The organism is Roseibium sp. Sym1 (assembly GCF_027359675.1).
Taxonomy (GTDB): Bacteria; Pseudomonadota; Alphaproteobacteria; order Rhizobiales; family Stappiaceae; genus Roseibium.
Genome location: NZ_CP114786.1, coordinates 6636503 through 6660464, shown reverse-complemented (window position 1 = coordinate 6660464; position 23962 = coordinate 6636503). Strand labels below are relative to the sequence as shown.

Sequence of the window (23962 nt, the reverse complement as noted above, 5' to 3'; positions counted from 1 at the left end):
ACTAGATAAAGGTGTAAACCATGTCCCCGAACAGGCGTAAACCATCTCTCAAGTCTGAACATTCCGCAGGGGATGACACCACGTGAGATGATAGCGCTTAGCCGGTTCCGAAAGTTGGGCCGGCAATGTGCGCTTTGCCGGCCTCACGCCGTTTCCGCTTCCTTCTTCAGGTCCTTGTTCCGGGTTTCAGCCGCGTCCCGAGTGGCGTCTTCACCGGTCGGTGCCGACTTGGTTTCAGTGGGCTTCTCGGCATCTGGCCCGGTCTTCTCTTCCGAAAGCTCTCGTCTCGCCTCGCCAGGCTCCTCGTGTGTACCATCGACTGGCCGGGCTTCCTCCGAGGATTGTTCCTTTGGCGCAGCTTCCTCTGAATTTGCATCTTCCTGCGTGACCGTCCTGTCGTCTTCAGGCACGGTTTCCGTTTCGTCCAACTCGGCGTCTTCGGCTGCCGCCGTTTCCGCAGAGCTGATCTCGGACACCTGTTCCCCGTCGTCGATCGCGGTATCGCCGTCCCGGGACGTGATCGCAGCGTCTACAAACACGGGAACCACCGGATCCTCGATATCCGCCTCCTGGTCGTCCGTATTCATCAGCTGTCGTTTTTTCGCAAGCGAGACCACGTGCTGGCGCAGGTCTTCGTGTTCGCTCATCAAGGCCTTGAAGTCCTGCGCCCGGAGGCTCAGCAACTGGCAATAGCCGAGCGCGACCACGTCTGCGCTGCGCCGGCCTCCGGTCATCAGGGCGATCTCGCCGAAAACATCGCCACGTCCGAGACGAACGTTGTGGGTCGGCGTCCGCACCTCCACGGCACCGGACGCGATGAAATAGGCCGCGTCGCCCCTGTCGCCCTTGCGGATCAGTGTCTCGCCCGGTGTCGCGAATTGCGGTCGCATCATGCGGCGGATTGCCTTTTGCTGCTTCTTCGGCAGGTCTGCGAACAGGGGGTGCGCGCTGACCAGCTCACGGGTCTTGAGGCCGAGATCCAGTTTCGGCCTGGTGTGGCATTCACGCCGTGCGCGCTCGACATCGCGCAGGAGGTCGCGATGCAGTTCCGTGCCGATCAGCATCTGCTCCTTGGCCTCGTCATACGCTGTTTCCTCGAGGCGAACGCCGGCCTTGCGCAGGAACTGGCCCTCGAGCGCGTCGGCATAATCGGGATATTGCAGGCGCAACGCGTCGATGGCCGCCAGGGTCTCGTCTTGCCTGATCGTCAGCGTGTCCTGGAGAATGTCGGCAACGCGGTCGCCCAGGAGAGGCCTGATCCGCCGGTTGTTGAAGACGATCAATTCGTCGGCGAGGATCCTGTAGACCAGCAGGAATTCGAAGCGGTCGGCCAGCCGGATCGCAAGGGGGCGGGCAATGCGCAGGCGTCGCTGCAGGGTCTGGGCCAGGCGAAAACCGAGGCCGAACTTGAGTGGCTGGCGCGTGGCCTTGTTGTAGCCGGACCGGCCGTCGCTACGGGCGAGGTCACCGGTCCTGCCGGTCAGCGTCAGAAAACGTGAAACCGACCGGCCCGAGAGGGTCTTCTCGTGAAAATGCTCGAGAACCAGCTGCTGTTCGCGATCGGCGAGGGCGATCAGGCCCATGCGCACACGGTCCCAATCCTTCAGCTCCTCCAGCTTGCTGGTCTGCGCGGCTGCCGCGGCCCGGACCTCGTAGTCCTTCAGGACCGCACCGGTGACGACAGGGCCAATGTGATAGTTGCTGGCCGCCGTTTCGAGTTCGTGGCGGACGTCCGACAGGGCGAGTGCCAGAAACTGCGTCCGCAGTGCCTCGTCGCGGGCATTGAGCCGGTCGAGGCCGAGCAGGCGGATCAGCGGTTTCAGGCTGGTGCCATAGACCAGGAGCGTGAACAGGACAAAGCCCGTGGCCAGCTTGGTCACGAAACCCGAAACCTCCGTGGACAGCAACGGGTGTTCGGACACGGACAGGGCAAGCGTTAGGGTGACGGCGCCGCGCATGCCGCCCCACAGGATCACGGTCTTGAACTTGGTGTTGACCGACTGGCCCATCCTGAACACGCTCAGGAACGGCAACACGCCAAAAATCACGACGCCTCTGGCGGCCAGGGCGGCAATGATCACGATCAGCAACAGCAAAATGTCGAGCGGTGTGAAACCTTCCACGAAGCGCGGGATCAGGATCGCCGACAGCAGGAAGATCAGCGAGGCGGCCCAGAACGAAATCTGCTCCCAGACCGCATGCAGGAACTGCCAGCTCGAGGGCTGTATCCGGGCAAGTCCGTAAAAATTGAACACCGTGCCGGCGCAAACTACCGCGACCACGGCCGAGACATCGACGAACTGGTCGCTGAGCACGTAGGTGCCGTAGGGCAGGGCCAGGCTGAGTGTCACCTGCGCCAGCGGAAGATCGCGCATCAGCGGCAGCAGGCCGACGGCGATCCGTCCCAGGAGAGCACCGACAATGATGCCGCCGGCAAAGGACCGGCAGAAAGCGATCAGGGCTTCGCTGACGGTCAGGGAGTTCTGACCGGTCAGCATGTGCAGCAGGATGACGAAGATCACGATGGCCGCGGCATCGTTCAACAGGCTTTCGCCCTCGACAATCCGGCCGAGACGCGCCGGAGCGCCGATATCCCGGAATATGGCCACGACGGCCACCGGGTCGGTTGTTGCCACGATTGCCCCGAGCAGGAGGCAGGCGATCAGCCCGATTTCGGGCAGGGAGAACAGCAGGGCCAGCGGGTAGAGGCCGAAGCCGATGAAGGCGGTCGCGACGAAGACGGCGACGACGGCCATCACCAGGATGGGCGCGATGTCTTCCATGATCCTGCGGACGTCCAGGGTCAGGGCGGTCTGGAACAGGAGGATCGGCAGGAAGATGTAGAGGATCATCTCCGAATCCAGCGGAGGATTGATGAAGACATCCGCTATGGCATTGAAGGAATCGGTCTCGGCCGTGTAGCGCAGGTAGATCGCCAGGATGCCGATCAGCGTGCCGACGGTGGCCAACAGGACGCTGGGTGCCAGTCCGAGCCGGCGCGCGAGCGGCTGCAGCAGGGAAATCGTGATCAGCAGCAGCGCAAAAGCGCCTGTTATCAAAGGTGTTTCCATCGTGGCATGGTGCACCGCGATTGCGGCAATTTCAAATACGCCGACTGTTATTTCACAGTCTCATGAGGTTTGTGAGAAACGGAACCGGGCCCGGGTGTCAGCCTGCCGCCTTGCGTTCGGAAAGCCAGATGCCGCCCAGCACAAGCGCAAGCGCCGTCCCGTGATGCCATTCGAAGGCCTCGCCGAGGATCGAGACAGCCAGGATGGCAGCAAAGATCGGCACGAGATTGATGAAGACACCGGCCCGGGCCGGACCGATCAGCTCGACACCGCGCATGAAGGTGATCTGCGACAGCAGGGACGGGAAGAAGGCAATGTAGAGGACAACGAGCCAGCCCTTAAGGGTTGGCCACTGGGCGGTGCCGGTGGATATTTCATAGACCAGGCCCGGGACTGAGGTCAGGGCGGCGATCCCCGACAAAATGGCGAAGAAGGCCAGCGGCGACACACGCGGCCGGTTCCTCAGAGCCAGTGTGTAGCCGGAATAGAGCACGCAGGCGACCAGCATGACACCGTCACCCGGATTGACGGCAAGCGCCATCAGCACCTCCAGCTTGCCCTGGGCGGCGATCAGCGTGACGCCGGTCAGGGTCAGCAGGATGCCGAGCACCTGCAGGAGGCGCACCTTCGCGCCGAAGGCGATCACGGACCCGATCAGAACGAGGATCGGCATGGACCCCTGGATGATACCGAGATTGACGGCGGTCGTCTTGGTGGCGGCGATGTAGAACAGCGAATTGAAGCCGACAAACCCGAAGATCGCCATCAGCAGCATATAGGGGAAATAAGGCCGCATCTGTGGCCACTCGCGGCGGATCTGCCGCCCCTGTAAGGGCAGCATGATCACGGCCACGATCACCCAGCGCAGGAACACGACGACCATTGGCGAAACCTCGCCCACCGCGAGGCGGCCAGCCACGGTGTTGCCGCCCCAGAACAGGGTCGTCAAGGCCAGCATCAAGATGGCATTGCCATAGGTCAGGTCGCCTAGTCGTTTTGCCAGCGCAATCATGAGGTCCTGTGGGATATGGTGCGAGGAGAATTGAGTCCCGCCGCTGCGGAGACGCATCGGTAGCGGAAGAGGCGCCTCTCTGAAAGGCCATTCTTTTTGTATACCGGCATATACTGTTGGAGATAATGATTTTGATCTTTTCGAAATTGGAAAAAGTCATGAGTGGCAGCCGGAGATTGACGATTGCTGCCTTTGACCCCAAAACACCAACCAATATCTTGATGTGAGAGTTTGAGACAGGAGCTGACCCATGACAGGCCGGATCGACGCGTACGGATTGCAAGTTGCCAAGGATCTTTTTGATTTCGTCAACGACAAGGCATTGCCGGACACCGGCGTCGATCGGGACCATTTCTGGAAGAGCCTGTCGGATCTCGTGCACGATCTTGGCCCGAAGAACCGCGCGCTGCTGGTAAAGCGCGATCAGCTCCAGGAAAAGATCGACACCTGGCACAAGGCCCATCCGGGAACGCCGGAGATGGAGGGCTACAAGAGCTTCCTTCAGGAAATCGGCTACCTCGTTCCGGAAGGACCGGATTTCGAAGTCGGCACCGCGAACGTCGATCCGGAAATCGGCAGCGTGGCCGGGCCGCAGCTTGTCGTTCCGGTGATGAATGCGCGTTACGCCCTCAATGCCGCCAACGCGCGCTGGGGCTCGCTCTACGACGCCCTTTACGGCACCGATGCCATGGGCTCGAAACCAGAAGGCAGGGGCTTTGACCCGGCACGTGGTGCGCAGGTCATCGCCTTTGCCCGCGGGATCCTCGACGACGCCGCGCCGCTTGCCGACGGCAGCTGGACCGATGTCACCGGCTTTGCCATCCAGGACGAGCAGCTGGTCATTGCGACGGAGGGCGGTTCCACCGCGCTGAAGGATCCGGCGCAGTTCGCGGGTTACTCCGGCGACACGGCCGCACCCTACAAGGTGCTTCTGGTCAGGAACGGCCTGCATCTGGAAATCGACATCGATGGTCAGCATCCGATCGGCAAGACCGACAAGGCCCATATCGCTGATGTCATTCTGGAATCGGCCATGTCCACCATCATGGATTGCGAGGACAGCGTTGCCGCCGTCGACGCGGAAGACAAGGTCGTCGTCTATTCCAACTGGCTCGGCCTGATGAAGGGCGATCTGGAAGAAACCTTCGAAAAAGGCGGCGAGACCGTCACCCGGCGCATGAATGCCGACAGGCAATACACCGCTCCCGATGGCAGCGCCCTGAGCCTGCATGGCCGCTCGCTGCTGCTGGTGCGCAATGTCGGTCACCTGATGACCATCGATGCGGTGCTCGACAGGGACGGCAACGAGGTGCCCGAGGGACTTCTGGACGGCATGATTACCGCCATGATCGCGCTGCACGACATCGGCCCCAACGGCCGCGAACTCAACAGCCGCGCCGGCTCGGTCTATATCGTCAAGCCGAAGATGCACGGCCCCGAAGAGGTTGCCTTTGCCTGCGAGATCTTCAACAGGGTCGAGGACGCGCTCGGCATGGCGCGCAACACGCTCAAGATGGGCATCATGGATGAGGAACGCCGGACCACGGTGAACCTCAAGGAATGTATCCGCCAGGCAAAGGACCGGGTGTTCTTCATCAATACCGGCTTCCTCGACCGCACCGGCGACGAGATGCACACCTCGATGGAAGCCGGTCCGATGATCCGCAAGGGCGACATGAAGGCCGCCACCTGGATCGGTGCCTACGAGAACAACAATGTCGATGTCGGCCTTGCCTGCGGCCTGCCGGGCCATGCGCAGATCGGCAAGGGCATGTGGGCGATGCCGGACCTGATGAACGCCATGCTGGAGCAGAAGATCGGTCATCCGATGTCTGGCGCCAACACGGCCTGGGTGCCGTCTCCGACCGCCGCCACCCTGCATGCGCTGCACTATCACAAGGTGAGTGTTGCGGGCCGTCAGGCGGAACTGAAGGCCCGCGAGGCCGCCAAGCTCGAGGACATTCTCTCCATTCCTGTCGCCGCGAGGCCCAACTGGGCGCCGGAAGACATCCAGGCGGAACTCGACAACAACGCCCAGGGCATTCTGGGATACGTTGTGCGGTGGGTCGAGCAGGGCATCGGCTGTTCCAAGGTGCCGGACATCAACGATGTCGGGCTGATGGAGGACCGGGCCACGCTGCGGATTTCCTCCCAGCACATTGCCAACTGGCTGCATCATGGCGTGGCGTCCAGGGACCAGGTTCTGGAGACGATGAAGCGCATGGCCGCTGTGGTGGACGGGCAGAATGCGGGCGATCCGCTCTACCGGCCGATGGCGGAGGATTTTGAAGGTTCCGTTGCCTTCCAGGCCGCATGCGAGCTTGTTTTCGAAGGCACGAAGCAGCCCAACGGCTACACCGAACCGGTGCTGCACCGCCGGCGTATCGAGTTCAAGGCCAAGACGGCCGCCTGACGAAAAGATCAGCCAGGCAACGAGGTGTCCGCGCAGGATCGCGGGCGCCTCGTTGCTTTTTGGAACGCGTCCCGGGCGCGTGTTTTTGTCTTCGGTCACCGTTTGAAGGGAATGGTAAACGGGTGAAAATTGAGACAGACCTTCAACGGGTCTTTTGCATATGTGAAAAAGTATTTTATTAAATTAATTCAATATCTTGATCGTATTTACCACGCGTTATCCATAAGTGATTCAAGATACGTGTTTTTACGACTCCCGAGGCAAAAGACGGTAGATTGCATCTTCGTGGAGTAGATGATGCTAACTGTCCTGTCGTGCATAGCCTTTGAGCATGATCCGCTGTTTCTTGCCCTGGCGGTGATAATCCTGACGGTCGGCTCGGTATTGACCATGCGCCTTTACGCAAGGGTCCGGCGCACGCAGGGCAATCTCAAGTACATGTGGCTGTTGCTGTCGGGCCTGATCGCGGGCGGAACGATTTGGAGCACGCATTTCGTCTCGATGATCGCCTACAAGAGCCCGTTGATTCTCGGCTACGATCTGGAACTGACTGCTTTCTCTCTCCTTGTGGCCGTTGCGGGAACGACAGCCGGATTTCTGATCAGCTCGGTGACACAGCGCTCCTACCTGATCGAAGTCGGCGGAGTGGTCTTCGGGGCGTCGATCGCGGCGATGCATTTCATGGGCATCGAGGCGCTGCAGGTGTCGGGGATCGTGACGCTGTCCACGCCCTTTGTGGTCACGTCCGTTTTGCTGTCCTGCGTCTTTGGCATGTTCGCGACCAGCCGGATCGCGCGGCCCGTCACCCGCTATTGCAAATACGGCGCCGCCATTAGCTTTATTCTCGCGGTCGCGAGCCTGCATTTCGTCGCCATGGGTGGTCTCGATATCTTGCCTCTGCGCCTGGATGGCAGCGTGAAGGACCTTGTGTCGAACCAGCTGATGGGCATTTCGGTGGTCTTCACCATGAGCGTTCTGATGCTGTCCGCAATGATCACCCATTCGATCGACAACGTGAACACCGAGGTGGCTGATAGTCGCCTGAACCACATTGCCCACCACGATCCGCTCACGGGCCTGCCGAACCGCGCCGCACTTGACCGCCATCTGGACGGGTTCATTTCCAGTGTGGCCATGGACAATGCCCGGGTCATTGTCCTGAACTGCAATCTCAGCCGGTTCAAGGAAATCAACGAGGTGCTTGGTCACGCGGGTGGTGACGCTGTTCTGCGCCAAGTGGCCAAGAGCCTGTCGGAGAACCTGGATCCTGAAGAATACGTCGCCCGGATCAGCGGCGACGAATTCGTCGTCGTCGGCAAGCCGGTCTATTACCGAGGTTACATGCTCGACCTGTGCAAGCGGGTTCAAAAGCTTGTGGGCCTGCCCTTGTCCTGGAAGGGCGAGGATATCCGGATTGCCTGCAGCGTTGGCTATGCCACCTATCCGGATCACGCCGCGACGGGCCAGGAACTGATGGAAGCGGCCGCCCGGGCCATGCACCGGGCCAAATCCAACGGTGGCAACGCGGCCCTTTGCTATGATGCGGACAAGGATGAGCAAACCCGTGACCGCAGCGCGCTCGCGCTGGATCTGCGCAATGCGCTCAAGAATGGCGAATTCGAGCTTTTCTATCAGTTGCAGAACGATGTCACGACCCGGGAAGTGACGGGCACGGAAGTTCTGTTGCGGTGGCATCATCCCGTCAGGGGCATGGTGCCGCCGTTCGAGTTCATTCCGATTGCCGAGGAAACGGGCCTGATCAAGGACATCGGCGCCTGGGTCATCCGCACCGCCTGCCGCGAGGCCGCGTCCTGGGCGAACCCGGTCAAGGTCGCCATCAACGTGGCCCCGGTGCAACTGGCCGACAGTCACTTCCCGGACATTGTCGCCCATGCTCTGAAGGAGAGTGGTCTCAGGCCGGAACGCCTGGAACTGGAGATCACCGAAACCGGGATCATTGCCGACACGTCCCATGCGCTCCAGATCATCCATCAGCTCAAGAAGCTCGGCGTGCGTATCGCCATGGACGATTTCGGTACCGGTTATTCCTCGCTCGCGACCTTGCAGGCGTTTCCGTTCGACAAGATCAAGATCGATCGGGAATTCGTCAAGGATCTGGGCGGCAACAAGCAATCCGAGGCCATTGTCAGGGCGACGATCATCCTCGGCGAAAGCCTTCAGATCCCGGTGCTTGCAGAAGGCGTGGAAACGGAAGGCCACCTGGGCTTCCTGGCGTCCCAGGGCTGCGCCGAGGTCCAGGGGTTCCTGTTCGGCAAGCCGATGCCGGTGCGGGACATCCGCCGGGCCCTGATGGCCTCGACGGCGATCCGTCCGACCGACGGCGAGCCATCGGCCGGTGACGTCCCGAAAGTCAACCTCGTCAGCCAGGTGGCGTGAGCCGGAAACACTCCGACTGAGGTGCTGGAGGCAATTCCGGTCCCGGGGAGGTCGAAGAGCGCCGCTTTTTCGTCTGCCTCACATTCGCCAGCCGAGCAGGCGCCGCTCGATCACGCCGATCGTCGCGCTGACGAGCACGCCCAGCAGAGACAGGATCACGACACCTGCGAACAGGCGTTCCAGATCGTAGAGCGAGCCCGCTTCGAGGATATAGGCGCCGATCCCGTATTCGGCACCAAGCATTTCGGCCGCGACCAGCAGGATGATCGCGATGGCGAGGCTGATGCGAAGGCCGGACAGGATACCGGGCATGGCGCCGGGCAGCACAATCTTGCGCACGATGGACCACCACGAAAGACCAAAACTTTGCCCCATGCGGATCAGGGTCCGGTCGACATTGTCCACAGCGCCATAGGTCGCCACGACGGTGGGTGTGAAAGTACCAAAGGCAATCAGGGCATATTTCGAGCCTTCGCCAATCCCGAACCAGATGACAAAGAGCGGCAGGAGCGCGATCTTCGGGATCGGGAAGATCGCCGCGACCACCGGAACCAGCCCCGACCGGACGTAGGAAAACAGACCGATCAGGACGCCGACGCTGATGCCGATGCTGACCCCGATCGCCGCGCCGACCACTAGCCGGGACAGGGAAGGACCGAGATGTCTGAACAGGAGTCCGCTCTGGTAAAGTTCGCCAAAGGTCTCCAGAACATCCGATGGTTTGGGGAGCGTCAGTGCCGAAATCCACCCGGTTCGGGTGCCCCATTCCGCAATCAGGATCAGGCCGACAAAGACGGCGAACCCCACCCAGCGATGGGACTTTGGGGCGAAGCCGCCACCACGGAAGGTGACGGCATTTCCATTTGCAGTATCCTCAGACATGGATCAACTCCGCATCGGCCGCACGGGCTTCATCGCGCATAAGCTGCCAGAGATGCTTCTGAGCCGCTTCCAGATCCGCATCGCCGAATTCACGTTCCGCGAGCGGCTTGTCGATGGTAACGATCTCGCGGATTTGGCCCGGACGCCGTGACAGGACCACAACCTGATGCCCGAGCCGCACCGCCTCGGCCAGATTGTGCGTGACATAAACCGCCGTGAAGGGCTGGCGCGTCCACAGGTCCACCAGATCGTCCATCAGGAGCTCACGCGTCTGACTGTCGAGCGCGGACAGAGGCTCGTCCATGAGCAGAACGGCCGGGTTGACCGCAAGAGCCCGGGCGATGGCGACCCGTTGTTTCATGCCGCCGGAAAGCTGTTTCGGCAAGGCCCCGGAAAAGTCGGTGAGCTTTGTGCGCGCCAGGACATCGGCAATGATGGCACGCGCCTTGTCGCCCTTGATGCCGTGGTCTTCCAGAACCAGGGAAATGTTCCCGGAAACGGTCCGCCACGGCAGCAGCGCAAAATCCTGAAAGATATAGGTCAGCGGATTGAGGCAGCCTTCCGGCGGTTCGCCGAGTTGCAGGACCTGTCCGGCCATGGGCCGTTCCAGGCCGCCGATAAAGCGCAGCAGCGTGGACTTGCCGCAGCCTGACGGCCCCACGATACACGCGATCTGCCCGCTGGGAATGTCCAGCGTGATGTCTCGCATGACTTCGAATGAGTCGTAGGAATGGCTGATGCCATCCAGTCGGATGTCCATGGAGGGTCTCGCAAAAAAGCAGGGCCGAATGCAATCGGCCCTGCCCGGGAAAAGGTCAGGCGTCGATCATGTCCACATAGGATCCGTCGACAACCTGCTCGATGGTGATGTCCGCATCGACCAGCCCCTCGGACTGGAACCAGGCCAGCTGGTCCTTGATCGAGGCGAGGTTGAGGGCCGCGCCCTTGTTGAGGCGCATGGTTCCGTTGATGATCGACGGGGCCGCTTTTTCACGCGGCCGATCCGTGTAGACATATTTATGGATCAGGTCGACCATGGCGTCCTGGTCAGCGGTCTTGTCGATCATGGCGGCGGCATAATCATCCACGCCCTTTGAGTAGCCGGCAAGGAAGCTCTCCGTCAGACCACGTTCCTCTGCTGCGTTCCTGGCCGAGGTAAAGACCGTGGTCACCTGGTAGTTCGGAAGGTAGTCGGAGACGTCGCCGATGATATGAACGGCACCGGACCCGGCCAGCGGCTTGGCGATATGCGGCACGATGGACCAGCCGTCCACCTGGCCGGACTTCATGGCACCAATGATCGCGCCCACCTTCTGCAAGGGTGTGAAGGACATCTCGATGCCTTCGGCCGCGGCCATTTTCGAGCCCATGTAATGGAAGGACGAGCCGGCCTGGGTGACGGCAAATTTCTTGCCTGCCAGGTCCTTCGGTGTTTTCACGCCGGCCTGGAAGGCCGCATCGGAGGCCAGGAATTTCTGCCCGTCAATACCGTCTTCTTCGCTCAAGGCGCCACCGATCACCTTGATCGCCCCCTTCTGGGCCAGGCTGATCAGTCCGCCGGAAACGGCCGTGACGGCATAGTCGACATCGCCCGACGCAATGGCGACGGCCATGGGCTGCGCGGCCTGGAAGAATTCGAACTCGACGTCGAGACCGGCATCGGCGAAATAGCCGCGCTCAAGCGCGACGAAATTGCCGGCATGTGACGTGAAGCGCAGAGCGCCGACCTTGATTTTCCTGTTCGACGCCAGTGCGGGGGCAGCAAGGCCCGTTGCCGCGAGTGTTCCACCCATCAGGGCAAGTGCCTTCCGGCGGTTGAGTATGGTCATCTTTTTTCCTCCCTATGATTTTCAAGCCGATTTCAGCTCTGCTTCGATCTCTGCCTGCAGAAGCGCGAGCGCATTCTTTTCGTCTTTTGCCAGCACCGCCTCCAGCAATGCCTTCTGGCGTGCTTGCCGCCCGGTCCAGTCAAGCTTTCCTTCGCGCATCTGCGCGAGCCGGAACCGCCGGCTCTGGTCGAAAAACTTGCACTGCAGATCGATCAGCCGCGGGCTTGCGCAAGCTTCGATCAGGGCCGCGGCAAACCCTCCGCAGGCCTTGTCCCATTCGAGCGCCGTGAGATCGTCCGGGCTCGCCGCGACCCGCGCCTCCGCTTTCTGCAAGGCGTGATGCGCCGCGATCACGCGCCCCTCCCAGGCGACGTCCCCGAGCCGGATCGCCCGGCCAAGGGCAACTGTCTCGATCTGAAGGCGAACCAGTTGAATGTCGCGCAGGTCGTCCTCGGTGGCGGAGGTCACGCGGAAACCGCGCTGCGCGGTCGCCTCGACAAGGCCCTCGGAAGACAGGATCCTCAAGGTCTCGCGCATGGAATGGTTCGACCCGCCATAGCGCATGCGGAGCTCTCTGATCTTCAGTTTCTGATCTGGCAGCAATTTCCCGAACGCGATGTCCTTGCGCAAGGCGGACGCCAGCAGCTCTACAATCGTGTTGTCTTCAGTCGTTTTTCCAGAGAAAAGCATTCCAGCCCGCATATCCAAAAATGTTGGATATTTTTGATATTAATGCACAATCCTGTCAATCTCTCATCAATCGAAAGCGGCCCCTTGACCGGCAATAGCCGCGCTGGACTTCCTTAAATTCATACCGCCGGGTGTCGACTTGCCAGTTCGCAGGTCGTCTCCCCCTGACCCCGGCAGTTTCCTTCAGACCGGAGCTCTCAAAGCGGCGGCGCCGGGCTTTCCTGAAACCCGAGATGCAGGTCGTTGCCCTCGTAGGGATGCGCCCGGGCAACGTCCTCGTTGAGGTCATGCCCGAGACCGGGTTCTCTTGACGGAATGACATAGCCGTCCTCCCAGCGGATCGGAGTTGTCAGCAGCTCGGCGTAGAAGCCGTCAAATGTCCGGATCGATTCCAGCACCAGAAAATTCGGGCTGCACGTCGCCAGCTGGATGTTGGCGAGCGCCACCAGAGGCCCGCAATAGAGATGCGGCGCGATCTGCGCCGAGTGGCATTCCGCCATGCCGGCGATTTTCTTGCCTTCCAGAAGACCGCCGACCCGGCCGAGATTCATCTGCAGGATGCTCGCGGCACCGGTTTCCAGGATGCGGGCGAATTCATATTTGGTGCAGAGCCGCTCGCCGGTGGCAACGGGAATTGAGGTGTAGCGGGCAACCTCGGCCATGTCCTCGGGCCTTTCCGGAGGGATCGGTTCCTCGAACCAGAGCGGGTCGTAGGCTTCCAGCCGCCGGGCCATGCGCTTGGCCCCGGAAACGGTGAACTGGCCATGGGTGCCGAAGAGCATGTCGGCCTTCGCGCCGACCGCCGCCCGGATCTCGCGGCAGAAGGCCTCAGAACGCTCCAGGTCTTCCAGGTTCGGCTGGTGGCCGTCATAGATCGTGTAAGCACCCGCCGGATCGAACTTCACCGCCGTGAAGCCTTTTGCCACGGCAAGGGCCGCGGCTTCGGCGGCGATGGTGGCGTCGTTGTAGACATTGGGTTTCGACGGGTCCGGATAGACGTCTCCCTCCGCCGGGTAGAGATAGGTGTAGGATCTCAGCCGCTCGTGCACCCTGCCGCCGAGCAACTCGTAGACAGGCTTGCCGGCGGCCTTGCCGATGATGTCCCAGCAGGCCATTTCCAGGCCCGACAGCACGCCCATGACGGAGACATCCGGGCGCTGCGTGAAACCGGCGCCATAGGTCTTGTGCCAGAGCTTCTCGATATGGTGCGGATCCTCGCCCTTAAATTGCCGGTGGAACACGTCTTTCGCCATCTCGGCCACCAGATGCGGACCGAAGGTGGCGTTGTAGATCTCGCCATAGCCGGTGATCCCGCTGGAGGTCACCAGCTTGACGAAGATGAAATAGCGTCCGCCATGACGGGGCGGCGGGTTGCCGACGACGAAGGTCTCGATTTGGTCGAGTCTCATGTGACTTCCGTTAGCTGTCGTTGCTGATGGTGATCGGCTTTACCTTGGTACAGGCACCGGGACCTTCCCAGACTTTTTCGCGCCTGTAACCGGATTTCTTTTTGCCGCCAAAGGGCAGTTAGGGTGCGGACCCTAGGCCTCCGGCCCGGTGGTCGCCGGCCGGAACCTGGCCGCGATCCCTGGGATTGGGCGACCCGCACGGCCGGGCTTTGGATCGGTCCCGCCACCCCGAAAAGTGGCTGTCAGCCGCTGCTCATTCCACCTTGAAGGTGAATTCGAAAAGGCGTTCGATCGGATCCAGGGCCTTGGGGTCCCGGTAGCGGTTGAGATCAAGAAGCCCGGCCTCGACAGCGTCCTGGGCGTTGAGGCCGGCCTGGATCCGGTCATAGATCGACCAGAAGTCCTCATCTGTCCTGCGAATGCCAAAGACCTTGATGACAGCGAGATAATCGTCCTGGGTCCTGATCTGCCGGACCGCGGCGACAAACGCGTCAACCCGGTCTTCCGGAACCCGGAAGACGAAGTTCGGATAGCTGCTGAACTGTCCGGGAACGATGGTCAGCCTGTCCTCTTCTGGCTGCCGGCGCAGGTCCTCGTTGAAGATGAAGGCGACATTCGAGTGTGCCTGGTCATGCACCAGAGAGAAGATCTCGTCACCGTCGGTGGTTTCGACCAGGAGCAAGGCGATGTCCGGCAGGAACTTTGCGAACGGGGCGGGCGTCACGGTGAGCGGGCGCAGCCGTCCGGCGATCGTGTCTGCGGGCGCGCAGGCGTCGCCCCTGCAACGGTTGATGGGATCCGTGCCCGGCCAGAGTTCCGGATCGATTGCAAGCAGATGGGTCAGGAACTCTGCCTTCGGATCACTGCTCTGAAAGGCAATGCCAGACGGAGATGTCTGGTCGAGGGCACTTTCCTTCCAGAGATCGACAAGACTGACCAGCGGTCCCTGATACCAGCTTTCATGGAGCTGCTCGCGCTGATCGGGTGGCAGAAAGGACAGGAAAATCCGCTCGCCTTCCCGGCGCAGGCTGTCCATGTAGATACGCGTCGTCAGCTGATGCTCGACATTGCCGAAGACATCGAAACCGGCCACAAGATTGTAGTAGATCCGCTCGAACAGCGGGAAATCGATCACCCAGGCGGTCTCCGGAACGGAGCCGGTGAACCCGGTCGTCACCGACGCGGAGGAAAAGTTCCGGTAGATGGTCAGCCGGGCATCGGAATTGTGCCCCTCGCCATTCCAGATATCCGAATAGTCCGGCCCACCTTCGGCGGCATATTTGCGGGCGTATCGCGATTGCCGGAACGCCTGGTATTTGACCGGACCGAGCTGGAGGAAACTCTTCAGGCGATCGCTGACCTTGCTCTCGGATATCGCCACCGGCAATTCGAGAATAGGAATGGCCCGTTCAAGATAAGCGGGATCGGTGACAGACAGATCCGCGTCCGGATCCAGGAAGGACACCCAAAACCGGTCCTCGATCACGTTGACGGCCACCTGGCCGTAACAGACCGGACCCCGGATGAACGAGCGCACGAAGTAGAGTGCGTCGTCGAGGAGAAAGCCGTAACGGCTGCGCGCCGGAATCGCCCGGAACGTCGACAGAGGATTGCCGCCCGCGGCGGTCGAATAGGCGGGCAGTGCGTCAAGGGTCCAGGTGTCATCCAGGAACAGCTGCCGGTACCGGTCGAGCCGCCGTGGCCCGATCTCGTAGATCATGTGCTCCTTGTGCAGGATCGTGCCTGTGAGCGGCACGAGCCGGTAGAAGAATGGCCCGCCAGGAGCGTCGAACGGCCGCCGCGTCGCGATTTGTTCCGGTGGCTCTCCGGAGGGTGTTCGCGAGCGGATCAGCCGGAAAAACCGCCTGGGATCGTCCTTTTCCAGATGCAGGTGGGCCAGGAACAGGTGCTCGTAAAGATACCGCGCCACCAGCCGGGCCCTGAGCGCGTCGTCGTTCAGGAAGGCTTCGAATGTGTCGACCTGCCGCGTGACGTCTTCCGGCAGCTCCGGCGGAGCGGGTGGTTCGGGCGCCCCTGCCGCGGCCCAGGTGATGAGATTCTGAAAATCGACATCCGGCAACGGCGCCATGGCAAAGGGCATTCCGCCCTGGGCATGATCTCCCAGGTATTCCTTGACGCCGTCATGCGCCGGACAGACATTCTTGCGCAGCGTCGAGATGTCGATGCTGTCCGGAAGCGGCGCGCCGAGCTTGAAGGGCGTATCGCGTCCGGCCCGCAAAAGCTTCTCGAGAACCGACTGGCCGCCGGCGTTGTCGGTCACGGAAAAGAAGTCCTTCTGCCGCCACGCGGGCACGGACCTCGCATCGATGCCGAGCCGCGTCATCGGGGCGTCCTCCAGCCGTGAGGAATCGTAGACCTTCTGCTTGCTTGCCCCGCGCGCCCAGCCGTCCGGTGACGACAGTTTCAGCTGGCAGGGGGCGTCATAACAGCCATGGCAGACAACGCAGCGCTTGTTCAGGACGTCCTGGATCGGTGGTGCCGCTTCCTGCGCAGCTGCGGCCGTTGCCAGCACCAGCGAGACAGCGGGCAACACTGCCGGCCGGCGCCAGACGGTTGTCTGGCGGAGACGCTTCAGCCACGAACCGAACGACAGGCCTGTGCACGGGGTCATGAAGAACTAGCCTTCGTCCTCATCCATCCTCGGCCGGGTCACGCGATCCGGATGGTCCGGCCCCTTGTAGGCGACGAGATAGGACCAGCCGGCATAAGCGGTGATCGCGGCCATGATATAAACCCAGGTCGTGTTGCCGTATGAATATTCGACGCCGGTCCAGCCTGCACAGAAGGCGACAAGCACGATCCTGCGCCAAAGCGGATCAAACCAGGGGTGTTCTACGGGTCCAAACAAAATTTTGCCTTCCTTTTGCGTCATTCGGGCGCTGGCAGGTGACGGTAACTTGACGCTACGACAGCCTCAAGAGCTTGCAAAACCACGCAAAACCTGGCCGCCTTGAATTGATTACACCTTGAAACCAGCCGCTGAACAAGGGATTGTGACCATGCTATCTGGGTCGCATCCAATCTTGTTGAAAAAGGAGCCGGGGATCTGACATGCTGACTGCGCTTGATCTCCTGACAGCCAATGACACCCCGGGCCAGCATGCTCCGTCCTATTATGCCACGACAGCGAACTGGACAACAACGCATCCGCCGCTGGAAGGGCCGCGAAGCTGCAGCGTCTGCATTGTCGGAGGTGGATATACCGGGCTTTCCGCCGCCCTGCACCTGGCCGAACGGGGACTGGATGTCATTTTGCTGGAGGCGAACCGGATCGGCTGGGGAGCGTCCGGACGCAATGGAGGCCAGGTCGGCTCGGGGCAGAGGGTCGAACAGACTGTTCTGGAAGAGCGCCACGGCAAGTCCCACGCAAGGTTGCTCTGGGATCTTGCCGAAGACTCCAAGTCCCTGGTCAAGAGCCTGATCGCAAGGAACGAGATCGATTGCGACTACACCCCCGGCATCCTCCATGCCGACCACCGCAAGAGCTTCGTCACCGAAAGCCGCGACTACGTGGAACATCTCAGGCTCGTCTACGGCTATGAGCACATCCGTTTCATCGGCGGCGACGAGATCGGCAACCACGTCGGCAGCCCGCGCTACCATGGCGGTTCACTCGACATGGGGGCCGGTCATCTGCATCCGCTCAATTTTGCGCTCGGTATCGGACGGGCCGCGGATGCCGCCGGCGCCAAGCTGTTCGAGGAGACAAGGGTCACCGGGATTGAAGGCAAGGGCACGGGGCGCGTCACCGTGAAGACGGAACGCGGCGAGGTCCGCGCCGATCATCTGATCCTGGCCTGCAACGGTTACCTCGGCCGGCTTGACCGCGAGACGGCCGCACATGTCATGCCGATAAACAATTTCATCGTCGCAACCGAACCCCTTTCGGAATGCGAGGCGAGGACGATCATTCCGAACAATGCCGCCGTCGCCGACAGCAAGTTCGTGATCAACTACTTCCGGCTGTCCGCCGACCGGCGTCTGCTCTTCGGGGGAGGCGAGAACTACGGATATCGCTTTCCGGAAGACATCAAGGCCTTTGTCCGCTCACCGATGCTGGAGATCTTTCCGCAGCTGGAAGACGTTGCGGTCGATTATGGCTGGGGCGGTACGCTGGCGATCACGCCCAAGCGCATGCCTTATTTCGCGCGGCTCGCCCCCAACATGCTGACAGCCTCGGGCTATTCCGGACACGGCGTCGCCATGGCGACGCTCGGCGGCCAGCTCCTGGCGGAAGCGGTTGCCGGAACGGCCGGCCGGTTCGATGTTTTTGAAAAGCTGGATATACCCGCGTTTCCCGGTGGCGACAGATTGCGGTTCCCGTTGCTTGTTCTGGCCATGACGTGGTTTTCCCTGCGCGACAGGCTGGGGTTCTGACGTGTTGCAGACCCGTAACGAACCGCGCCGGACCGTCGGCAGCTTTTGGGAAGCGAGTGTCCCGCCGCCGAAACAGGACAGGCAGCTGATCGGCAATGCCATGTTCGAGGTTGCCGTCATCGGCGCCGGGTTTGCGGGACTGAGCGCGGCGCTCAAGCTGGCGCAGGCAGGCGTGTCCGTCTGCGTTCTGGAAGCCGAGCATGTCGGCTACGGCGCTTCCGGGCGCAATGGCGGTTTCTGCTGTCTTGGCGGAACCAAGCTCGATGAGCGACAGCTGATCCGGAAATTCGGCCTCGAGGAGGCCCGCAAGTTTGTCGCCTACCAGGTGGCCGGGATCAATCTGGTCGCCCAGAGGCTGGACAGCTGGGGCGTCGGGGCGGACCGCCACTCGAAAGGTGAGATCTACCTGGCCCACCGGCCGAAGGATGTTGCAGCGCTCCGCGAGGAAGCCGGCTTTCTGAAGGAAAATTTCGGTATCAAGGCCCGGATGCTGTCACGCGAAGACCTTCAGGCGGAAGGCTATGGCGGTCCGGGATTCCATGGTGGCATGCACATGCCCTATGGCTTTGCGCTCAATCCCATGGCCTACATCCAGGCGCTTGCCGACCACGTGCGCCGGGCAGGGGGCAAGATCTTTGGCAAAACGCCGGTTACCGGGCTGACCCGGGACGGTGACCGCTGGAACCTTGAAACGGAACACGGTTTCGTGCGGGCAAGAAAGGTCGTGCTCGCAGCCAACGGCTATGCAAACGAGAATGTGCCGAGGTGGCTGCACGGACGCACGCTGCCGGTGATGTCATCCGTTCAGGTGACCCGTCCCCTGAGCGAGGCGGAGCTTTCGGCTCAGGGATGGACATCGGAGACGATGGCGGCCGACACCAGAACCCTGCTGCATTACTTCCGTCTGCTGCCCGACCGCCGTTTCCTGTTCGGGACACGCGGAGGCATATTCGAAAGCCCGTCGGCGCTGGCAGCGATGCAAAAGCGCGCGCGTGCGGATTTCAGCACGATGTTCCCGGCCTGGGCGGGTATCGAACCGGACTACAGCTGGCACGGCCATGTCTGCCTGTCCCGGTCGCTGACCCCGTTTGTCGGCGAAGTGCCGGGCCTTGACGGTGTCTATGCGGCCATGGGCTGGCACGGCAGCGGTATCGCCATGGCGTCGATCTCGGGTGAAAAGGTCGCGGGCCTGATCACCGGCAAGTTTCGCCAGCAGGACCTGCCCGCACCGTTGCAAAGGCCTTTCCGGAAATTTCCGTTGCCGGCTCTGCGCAAGCTTTATCTCCAGGGGGCCTATTGGTGGTATGGCTGGCGGGATCGCTGAAACAGAGACCCGGCGCGGGCCACGATCATTTGATCTGGCCGGTCATTTTACCTTGATGATGTATTTGTCGACCACGTTCCGGATCTTGCCGGAGCCGGCCTCATACATGTCCATGACGAAACCCACCTTGAACACGTCCTCGCCCTTGTAGCCCCTGTCGGGCTTGTAGATCACCAGGGTTCCCTTGACGGGTTTGCCGGCACAGCGTCCTGATTTTTCATTCAGCTTGCCATTGATCTGCTTGAAGCTGACCTTGCCGTGCTTCGGAGCCTGCCTGACCTTCATCTTGGGCGGGACACCGGCCACGCAACCCGGCAGCGTCGTCGCCCTCGAACCCACAACGGTTGCCTTGTTGCGTGGAACGGTTTCGCGGAACGTGTCCGCCTGAGCCATCACCGGAAAAGTCAAAACAAACAGACATGTCAACAAAATACGCATAGTAGCCCCTGTAATTTATAACAGGAGTGTCTTTAAAGAGCGAAAGCGCGATTTGCAACCAGTCAGGGTGCGGGACGTGCAGGACAGTGTCGGCGTGTGGCCGATATGCCCGGGACCAGAAATGCGTTGAACCCTGCAGCCGTGTCTGGTTGGTAAGCGACGGCACTCCCTTTTGAAAGGCGGAGACAACCGATCATGAATGATACAGTTCGGGTCCGTTCCGCGGAGTTCCGCGATCTGGAGGCGGCCTATGAGATCTGCCTGAAGACCGGCGATGCAGGCCGGGATGCGACCGGCCTTTACCGCGACAGCCGGCTGATCGGCCATATCTATGCCGGCCCCTATCTGGCGCTCGACGGGTTCATAGGTGTTGTTGCCGAGGACCGTGACGGCGTACTTGGTTATGCGGTCGGGGCCGCCGACACCCGGGCCTGTGAACGCCGCCTGGAGCGCGACTGGTGGCCGTCCCTGCGGCAACGCTATCCGGACCCTTCCGGCGACCCGGCCGGCTGGACGCCAGATGAACGCCGGATCCGGTCGATCCACCATCCCGCTATGGTGCCGGAGTACGTCGTCGAGGCTTATCCGGCTCACATTCACATGAACCTTCTGCCGCGTGCACAAGGGCAGGGGCTGGGAAGCCGTTTGCTTGCAGCCTGGTCGGTCGAGGCACGCGGGCAGGCCGTGTCATCGGTTCACGCCGGGGTCAACGCCCGGAACAAGGCTGGGCTGGCCTTCTGGAAAGCACGGGGCTTCGAGCCGGTGGGGGCGGTTCGGGACAGCGGGACCATCTGGTGCGGGCGTCATCTCTAAAAGGCCCTGCGAACTACCGCGACATTCACCTCCCGCCAGATTTCGAAGCCAAGTTTGCGGTAGAGGGCGATGGCGCCGTGATTGTCCGCGTAGGCATGCAGGAATGGGGTATCTCCACTTGCCCGCACGGCGGCGGCGACATGGACGGCAAGATCGGACGCAAGTCCGCGCCCGCGAAAATCCGGATGGGTGCAAATCCCGCTGATCTCGGTGAAACCGGTCAGGTTCAGACGGGTCCCGGCCATGGCTGCGAGCCTGTTGTCGAGCTTGACGCCGAAAAAGGGACCAAGTTCCGGCGTGCGCGGCGTGAAGGGGCCGGGTTTGGTCAGCTCGGCCAGCGCCACCATCTCGGGAATGTCGGCCTCGGTGAGCCGGACAATGCGAGCGGTGGGAGCGGTGGCTTTTGGCATCTGTGTCTGTGTCATCAGGATGCCCGCGGCCGTCACGTCCGCCACCAGCGTTCGCGGAAGCGCGATGTCCTCGGCCTGTACCAGATAGACGTGGTCCTCACCCGGACCGATCAATCCGGCGAGTTCTTCAAGGGCTTCCGGAGAATTGTCTTTCGATGCGGCGAAAGGGGAGACGGACGGGTCGAACCGGCGGGCGAGGTTGCCGCCACGCACAAACCCCCGCTGCCGGGTGGTGAGCGCGGACCAGATCACGCGCATCAGGGCGCTTTCCGCCGTTTCAGTCATGGCGTCGTGCATCTCTATTGCTCCTCGGCGGAGGTCAGGGTGTCCCAGTCAGGCAGAGGCTGTCCCGTCTGGCGCGCACTGAGTGTCTTGTCGGCAAGCGCGGTTTCCAGCTGATCGAGCTGATCGAGCAACGCCCCGTCCAGATCCCTGCAGGCATCCGCCACAGCGAGTGACACTGCCGGCCACAGCGTCGCTTTCAGGTGGTCGACGAGGTTTCGTCCCCTGGCCGTCAGGGCGATGGTGCTGACACGGCGGTCGTCTTCATGGGGCCGGGCGGCCACCAGTCCGTCGGATTTCATCCTGTTGATCATGCGGGTCACGCCCGGCTGGCTTTGGCCGAGGACCCGGGCCAGCTCGCCGATGCTCAAGGGGCCTTGCCGGTCAAGTGCCGCCAGCACCGGGTTCTGTGGTGTCGGCAGGTCTGTTCCGGCAAGTTCGCTTGTCAGGTCCTGTGTTTGTGCCTGCAGCATTTCACCTATGCGCTTCAACCGGCTGCCAAGCGTGGCATAACCGAGCGCGCGGACGACATCTTCCATCATACTGTCCTTATAAACATAACAAGTTATATAACATGGCATGAAAGAAATCGCAACCGTGGCTGGACACGGGCCGCTTTGTAATATAACTATTTGGTTATGGAACAGGTTGGTTATGAAATGGAGGGCGGCAATCTCGATGCGGTATTTTCCGCGCTCGCCGATCCCACACGCAGGGCGATCCTGACAAGGCTTGCCGCCGGAGAAGCGCCGGTCAACGAGCTGGCCAAACCATTCGAGATGAGCCAGCCCGCTGTGTCGAAACACCTGAAAGTGCTGGAAAGGGCGGGATTGATCACGCGCGGTGTCGAGCGGCAATCCAGACCGGCAAGGCTGAATGCCGCGCCGATGAAGGAGGCGATCGCCTGGCTTGAGGAGTTTCAGCGTTTCTGGTCATCAAACTTCGACCAGCTCGACGCGCTTCTGGAAGAACTCAAAAACGTTGAACGTTAGGGAGACGAAAAGTGGCTTTGCCGGAATTCATACTTGATAGACGTTTTAATGCGCCCCGCGATCTTGTCTGGCGAAGCTGGACGGAGCCGGACCTTTTGGCCCGCTGGTACGGGCCAGGGGTCGAAACGGTCATCCACAAGCTGGATGTCAGGCCAGGCGGCCTGTGGCTCAACGAGATGAAATTCGGAGGCGGCTCCCACTTTCAACGGGTCGAGTACACCGAAGTGGTCGAACCGGAAAAACTCGTCTGGCTGCATTCTGTCTCGGACGCCGACTGGAACGTTTCCGCCAATCCGATGATGCCCGACTGGCCGCGTGTTCTCCTGACCACGGTGACGTTTCAAACGGAGGGCGATCAAACGGATGTCCGGCTGGTCTGGACACCCCACGAGGCCACCGACGCCGAAATCGCCTGTTTCGCCGGCGCCATAAGTGGCCTCGACAAGGGCTGGGGCAAGGGCATGGAGATGCTGGCCGAGCTTCTGGAAGAACTGCAGGCCTGACCGGGCGCCGTGTCTTGCCGCCCAAACGAAAAGTGCCGCCTCACGGCGGCACTTGGTCCTTGGCACTTTGCTGTGGCCGGTTCAGTCGAACTCCGGTCCACGTGCCCTGTAGGGCGTGATTTCCTTCCAGGCCTTCATCAGGGTGTCCAGCTCATCGTCGCCATGCGGCGGCATGATGATCTGCAGCTTGACCAAAAGGTCGCCGTGGCCGCCATTCTTGGTCGGCAGGCCCTTTCCCTTGAGGCGCATGGTCTTGCCGCTGGAGGCATTGGCCGGAATGGTCAGGCTGACCGCCCCTGACAGCGTGGGTGTCCGCACCTTGGCGCCCAGCACCGCTTCGTAGAGCGTCAGCGGCAGGTCGAGATGCAAATCCGATCCCTTGACCTCGAACAGCTTGTGCGGTTTCAGCCGGATTTCCACCATGGCGTCGCCTGGAGGACCACCGTTTTCTCCCGGATGGCCCTGCCCCTTGAGACGGATCTTCTCGCCTTCCACGACCCCCTTGGGAAGCGTGACATTGACGGTCTTGCCGCTCGGCAGCGTAACCTGGGTCTTGCCGGAGTTGACAATGTCCTCCAGGGACACCCGGGCAACGATCTCGGCATTGCTGCCTTTCTGCTTGGGCGCGGCCTTTGCGCGCGCCCCGCCGGCAAAGCCTTCGCCGCCGCCGCTACGTGCACGCCCGCCGCCGCCGAAACTTCCGAAGATGTCGTTGAGAATATCGTCGAAACTGCCGCCGCCGGAACTGCCGCCCGGACGTGCGCCACCGGACCGGAACCCACGGGTACCGCCCGCCGCGCCAAAATCCTCATATCCGGAAAAGCCGTCGAAACCGCCGCCCTGAAAGCGCGGTTTGCCTTCCGCGTCGATTTCACCGCGGTCGAATTTGGCACGCTTTTCCTTGTCGCCAACGATTTCATACGCCTGGTTGGCTTCGGAGAAACGCTTCTGGGCTTCCGGATCGTCCTTGTTCTGATCCGGATGGTATTTCTTGGCCAGTTTTCGGAAGGCCTTTTTTATGTCGCCCTCGCTGGCGGATTTCGCCACCCCGAGAACGCTGTAGGGATCACGCATTCGTTGCACCAGGTTTCCTAGATTT

At 61.5% G+C, this 23962-nt stretch carries 20 protein-coding genes; 7 read left to right on the top strand and 13 right to left on the bottom strand.

What is annotated here, in order from left to right; all coding sequences use genetic code 11:
• Positions 1–143 precede the first annotated feature (143 nt).
• Both O6760_RS30510 and O6760_RS30505 read right to left on the bottom strand, forming a co-directional pair.
• On the bottom strand, positions 144–3059 hold the full coding sequence (locus O6760_RS30510; RefSeq protein ID WP_269583416.1) for a cation:proton antiporter domain-containing protein: 2916 nt from the start codon (positions 3057–3059) through the stop codon (positions 144–146).
• Positions 3060–3168: 109 nt separating this feature from the next.
• Positions 3169–4083 (bottom strand): DMT family transporter, encoded by a 915-nt coding sequence (locus O6760_RS30505; RefSeq protein WP_269583415.1) that lies wholly within the window; start codon positions 4081–4083, stop codon positions 3169–3171.
• A gap of 250 nt (positions 4084–4333) precedes the next feature.
• Here O6760_RS30505 and O6760_RS30500 point away from each other — a divergent pair, with 250 nt between their 5' ends.
• The gene (locus O6760_RS30500) at positions 4334–6496 is read left to right on the top strand and encodes a malate synthase G (protein ID WP_269583414.1); all 2163 of its coding nucleotides are present in this window, start codon (positions 4334–4336) and stop codon (positions 6494–6496) included.
• Between the two features lie 294 nt (positions 6497–6790).
• Complete coding sequence (locus O6760_RS30495) at positions 6791–8893, top strand: putative bifunctional diguanylate cyclase/phosphodiesterase (RefSeq protein ID WP_269583413.1); 2103 nt, start codon at positions 6791–6793, stop codon at positions 8891–8893.
• Positions 8894–8971: 78 nt separating this feature from the next.
• Here O6760_RS30495 and O6760_RS30490 read toward each other — a convergent pair whose 3' ends face one another.
• From O6760_RS30490 to O6760_RS30460, 7 genes are all read right to left on the bottom strand, one after another.
• On the bottom strand, positions 8972–9775 hold the full coding sequence (locus O6760_RS30490) for an ABC transporter permease (RefSeq protein WP_269583412.1): 804 nt from the start codon (positions 9773–9775) through the stop codon (positions 8972–8974).
• Positions 9768–10535 carry an ABC transporter ATP-binding protein gene (locus O6760_RS30485; RefSeq protein WP_269583411.1) on the bottom strand — a complete coding sequence of 256 codons (768 nt, stop codon included), beginning with the start codon at positions 10533–10535 and terminating at the stop codon, positions 9768–9770. Before O6760_RS30485 ends, O6760_RS30490 begins: the two co-directional genes overlap by 8 nt.
• Positions 10536–10590: 55 nt before the next feature.
• The gene (locus tag O6760_RS30480; protein ID WP_269583410.1) at positions 10591–11604 is read right to left on the bottom strand and encodes an ABC transporter substrate-binding protein; all 1014 of its coding nucleotides are present in this window, start codon (positions 11602–11604) and stop codon (positions 10591–10593) included.
• A 21-nt stretch (positions 11605–11625) separates the two neighbouring features.
• Positions 11626–12294, bottom strand: coding sequence for a GntR family transcriptional regulator (locus O6760_RS30475; RefSeq protein ID WP_269583409.1), 669 nt, complete (start codon positions 12292–12294; stop codon positions 11626–11628).
• A gap of 197 nt (positions 12295–12491) precedes the next feature.
• Complete coding sequence (locus tag O6760_RS30470) at positions 12492–13703, bottom strand: mandelate racemase/muconate lactonizing enzyme family protein (protein WP_269583408.1); 1212 nt, start codon at positions 13701–13703, stop codon at positions 12492–12494.
• A 253-nt stretch (positions 13704–13956) separates the two neighbouring features.
• A complete protein-coding gene (locus O6760_RS30465) occupies positions 13957–16335 on the bottom strand; it encodes a fatty acid cis/trans isomerase (protein WP_269583407.1) in 2379 nt (792 codons plus the stop codon).
• A gap of 6 nt (positions 16336–16341) precedes the next feature.
• Positions 16342–16572: a hypothetical protein gene (locus tag O6760_RS30460; protein WP_269583406.1), complete on the bottom strand. Its 231-nt coding sequence runs from the start codon at positions 16570–16572 to the stop codon at positions 16342–16344.
• A gap of 203 nt (positions 16573–16775) precedes the next feature.
• Between O6760_RS30460 and O6760_RS30455 the strand changes: the two genes are divergently transcribed.
• Together O6760_RS30455 and O6760_RS30450 are read left to right on the top strand one after the other, a co-directional pair.
• The gene (locus tag O6760_RS30455) at positions 16776–18101 is read left to right on the top strand and encodes an NAD(P)/FAD-dependent oxidoreductase (protein ID WP_269583405.1); all 1326 of its coding nucleotides are present in this window, start codon (positions 16776–16778) and stop codon (positions 18099–18101) included.
• 1 nt (position 18102) lies between these two features.
• Positions 18103–19425, top strand: coding sequence for an NAD(P)/FAD-dependent oxidoreductase (locus tag O6760_RS30450; RefSeq protein ID WP_269583404.1), 1323 nt, complete (start codon positions 18103–18105; stop codon positions 19423–19425).
• A 42-nt stretch (positions 19426–19467) separates the two neighbouring features.
• On the opposite strand, the gene O6760_RS30445 is transcribed toward O6760_RS30450, so the two are convergent.
• Positions 19468–19821: a hypothetical protein gene (locus O6760_RS30445; RefSeq protein WP_269583403.1), complete on the bottom strand. Its 354-nt coding sequence runs from the start codon at positions 19819–19821 to the stop codon at positions 19468–19470.
• A 237-nt stretch (positions 19822–20058) separates the two neighbouring features.
• Between O6760_RS30445 and O6760_RS30440 the strand changes: the two genes are divergently transcribed.
• On the top strand, positions 20059–20676 hold the full coding sequence (locus O6760_RS30440) for a GNAT family N-acetyltransferase (protein WP_269583402.1): 618 nt from the start codon (positions 20059–20061) through the stop codon (positions 20674–20676).
• Here O6760_RS30440 and O6760_RS30435 read toward each other — a convergent pair.
• Both O6760_RS30435 and O6760_RS30430 read right to left on the bottom strand, forming a co-directional pair.
• A complete protein-coding gene (locus O6760_RS30435) occupies positions 20673–21383 on the bottom strand; it encodes a GNAT family N-acetyltransferase (protein ID WP_269583401.1) in 711 nt (236 codons plus the stop codon). The genes O6760_RS30440 and O6760_RS30435 overlap by 4 nt on opposite strands.
• Before the next feature lie 2 nt (positions 21384–21385).
• Positions 21386–21907: a MarR family winged helix-turn-helix transcriptional regulator gene (locus O6760_RS30430; protein ID WP_442969841.1), complete on the bottom strand. Its 522-nt coding sequence runs from the start codon at positions 21905–21907 to the stop codon at positions 21386–21388.
• Positions 21908–22006: 99 nt separating this feature from the next.
• Here O6760_RS30430 and O6760_RS30425 point away from each other — a divergent pair, with 99 nt between their 5' ends.
• Complete coding sequence (locus O6760_RS30425) at positions 22007–22360, top strand: ArsR/SmtB family transcription factor (RefSeq protein WP_269583399.1); 354 nt, start codon at positions 22007–22009, stop codon at positions 22358–22360.
• Positions 22361–22371: 11 nt separating this feature from the next.
• On the top strand, positions 22372–22863 hold the full coding sequence (locus tag O6760_RS30420; RefSeq protein ID WP_269583398.1) for an SRPBCC family protein: 492 nt from the start codon (positions 22372–22374) through the stop codon (positions 22861–22863).
• An 81-nt stretch (positions 22864–22944) separates the two neighbouring features.
• Here the strand turns inward: O6760_RS30420 and O6760_RS30415 are convergent, their stop codons facing one another.
• Positions 22945–23937, bottom strand: a complete 993-nt coding sequence (locus O6760_RS30415; protein ID WP_269583397.1) for a J domain-containing protein — start codon at positions 23935–23937, stop codon at positions 22945–22947.
• Positions 23938–23962: the final 25 nt, after the last annotated feature.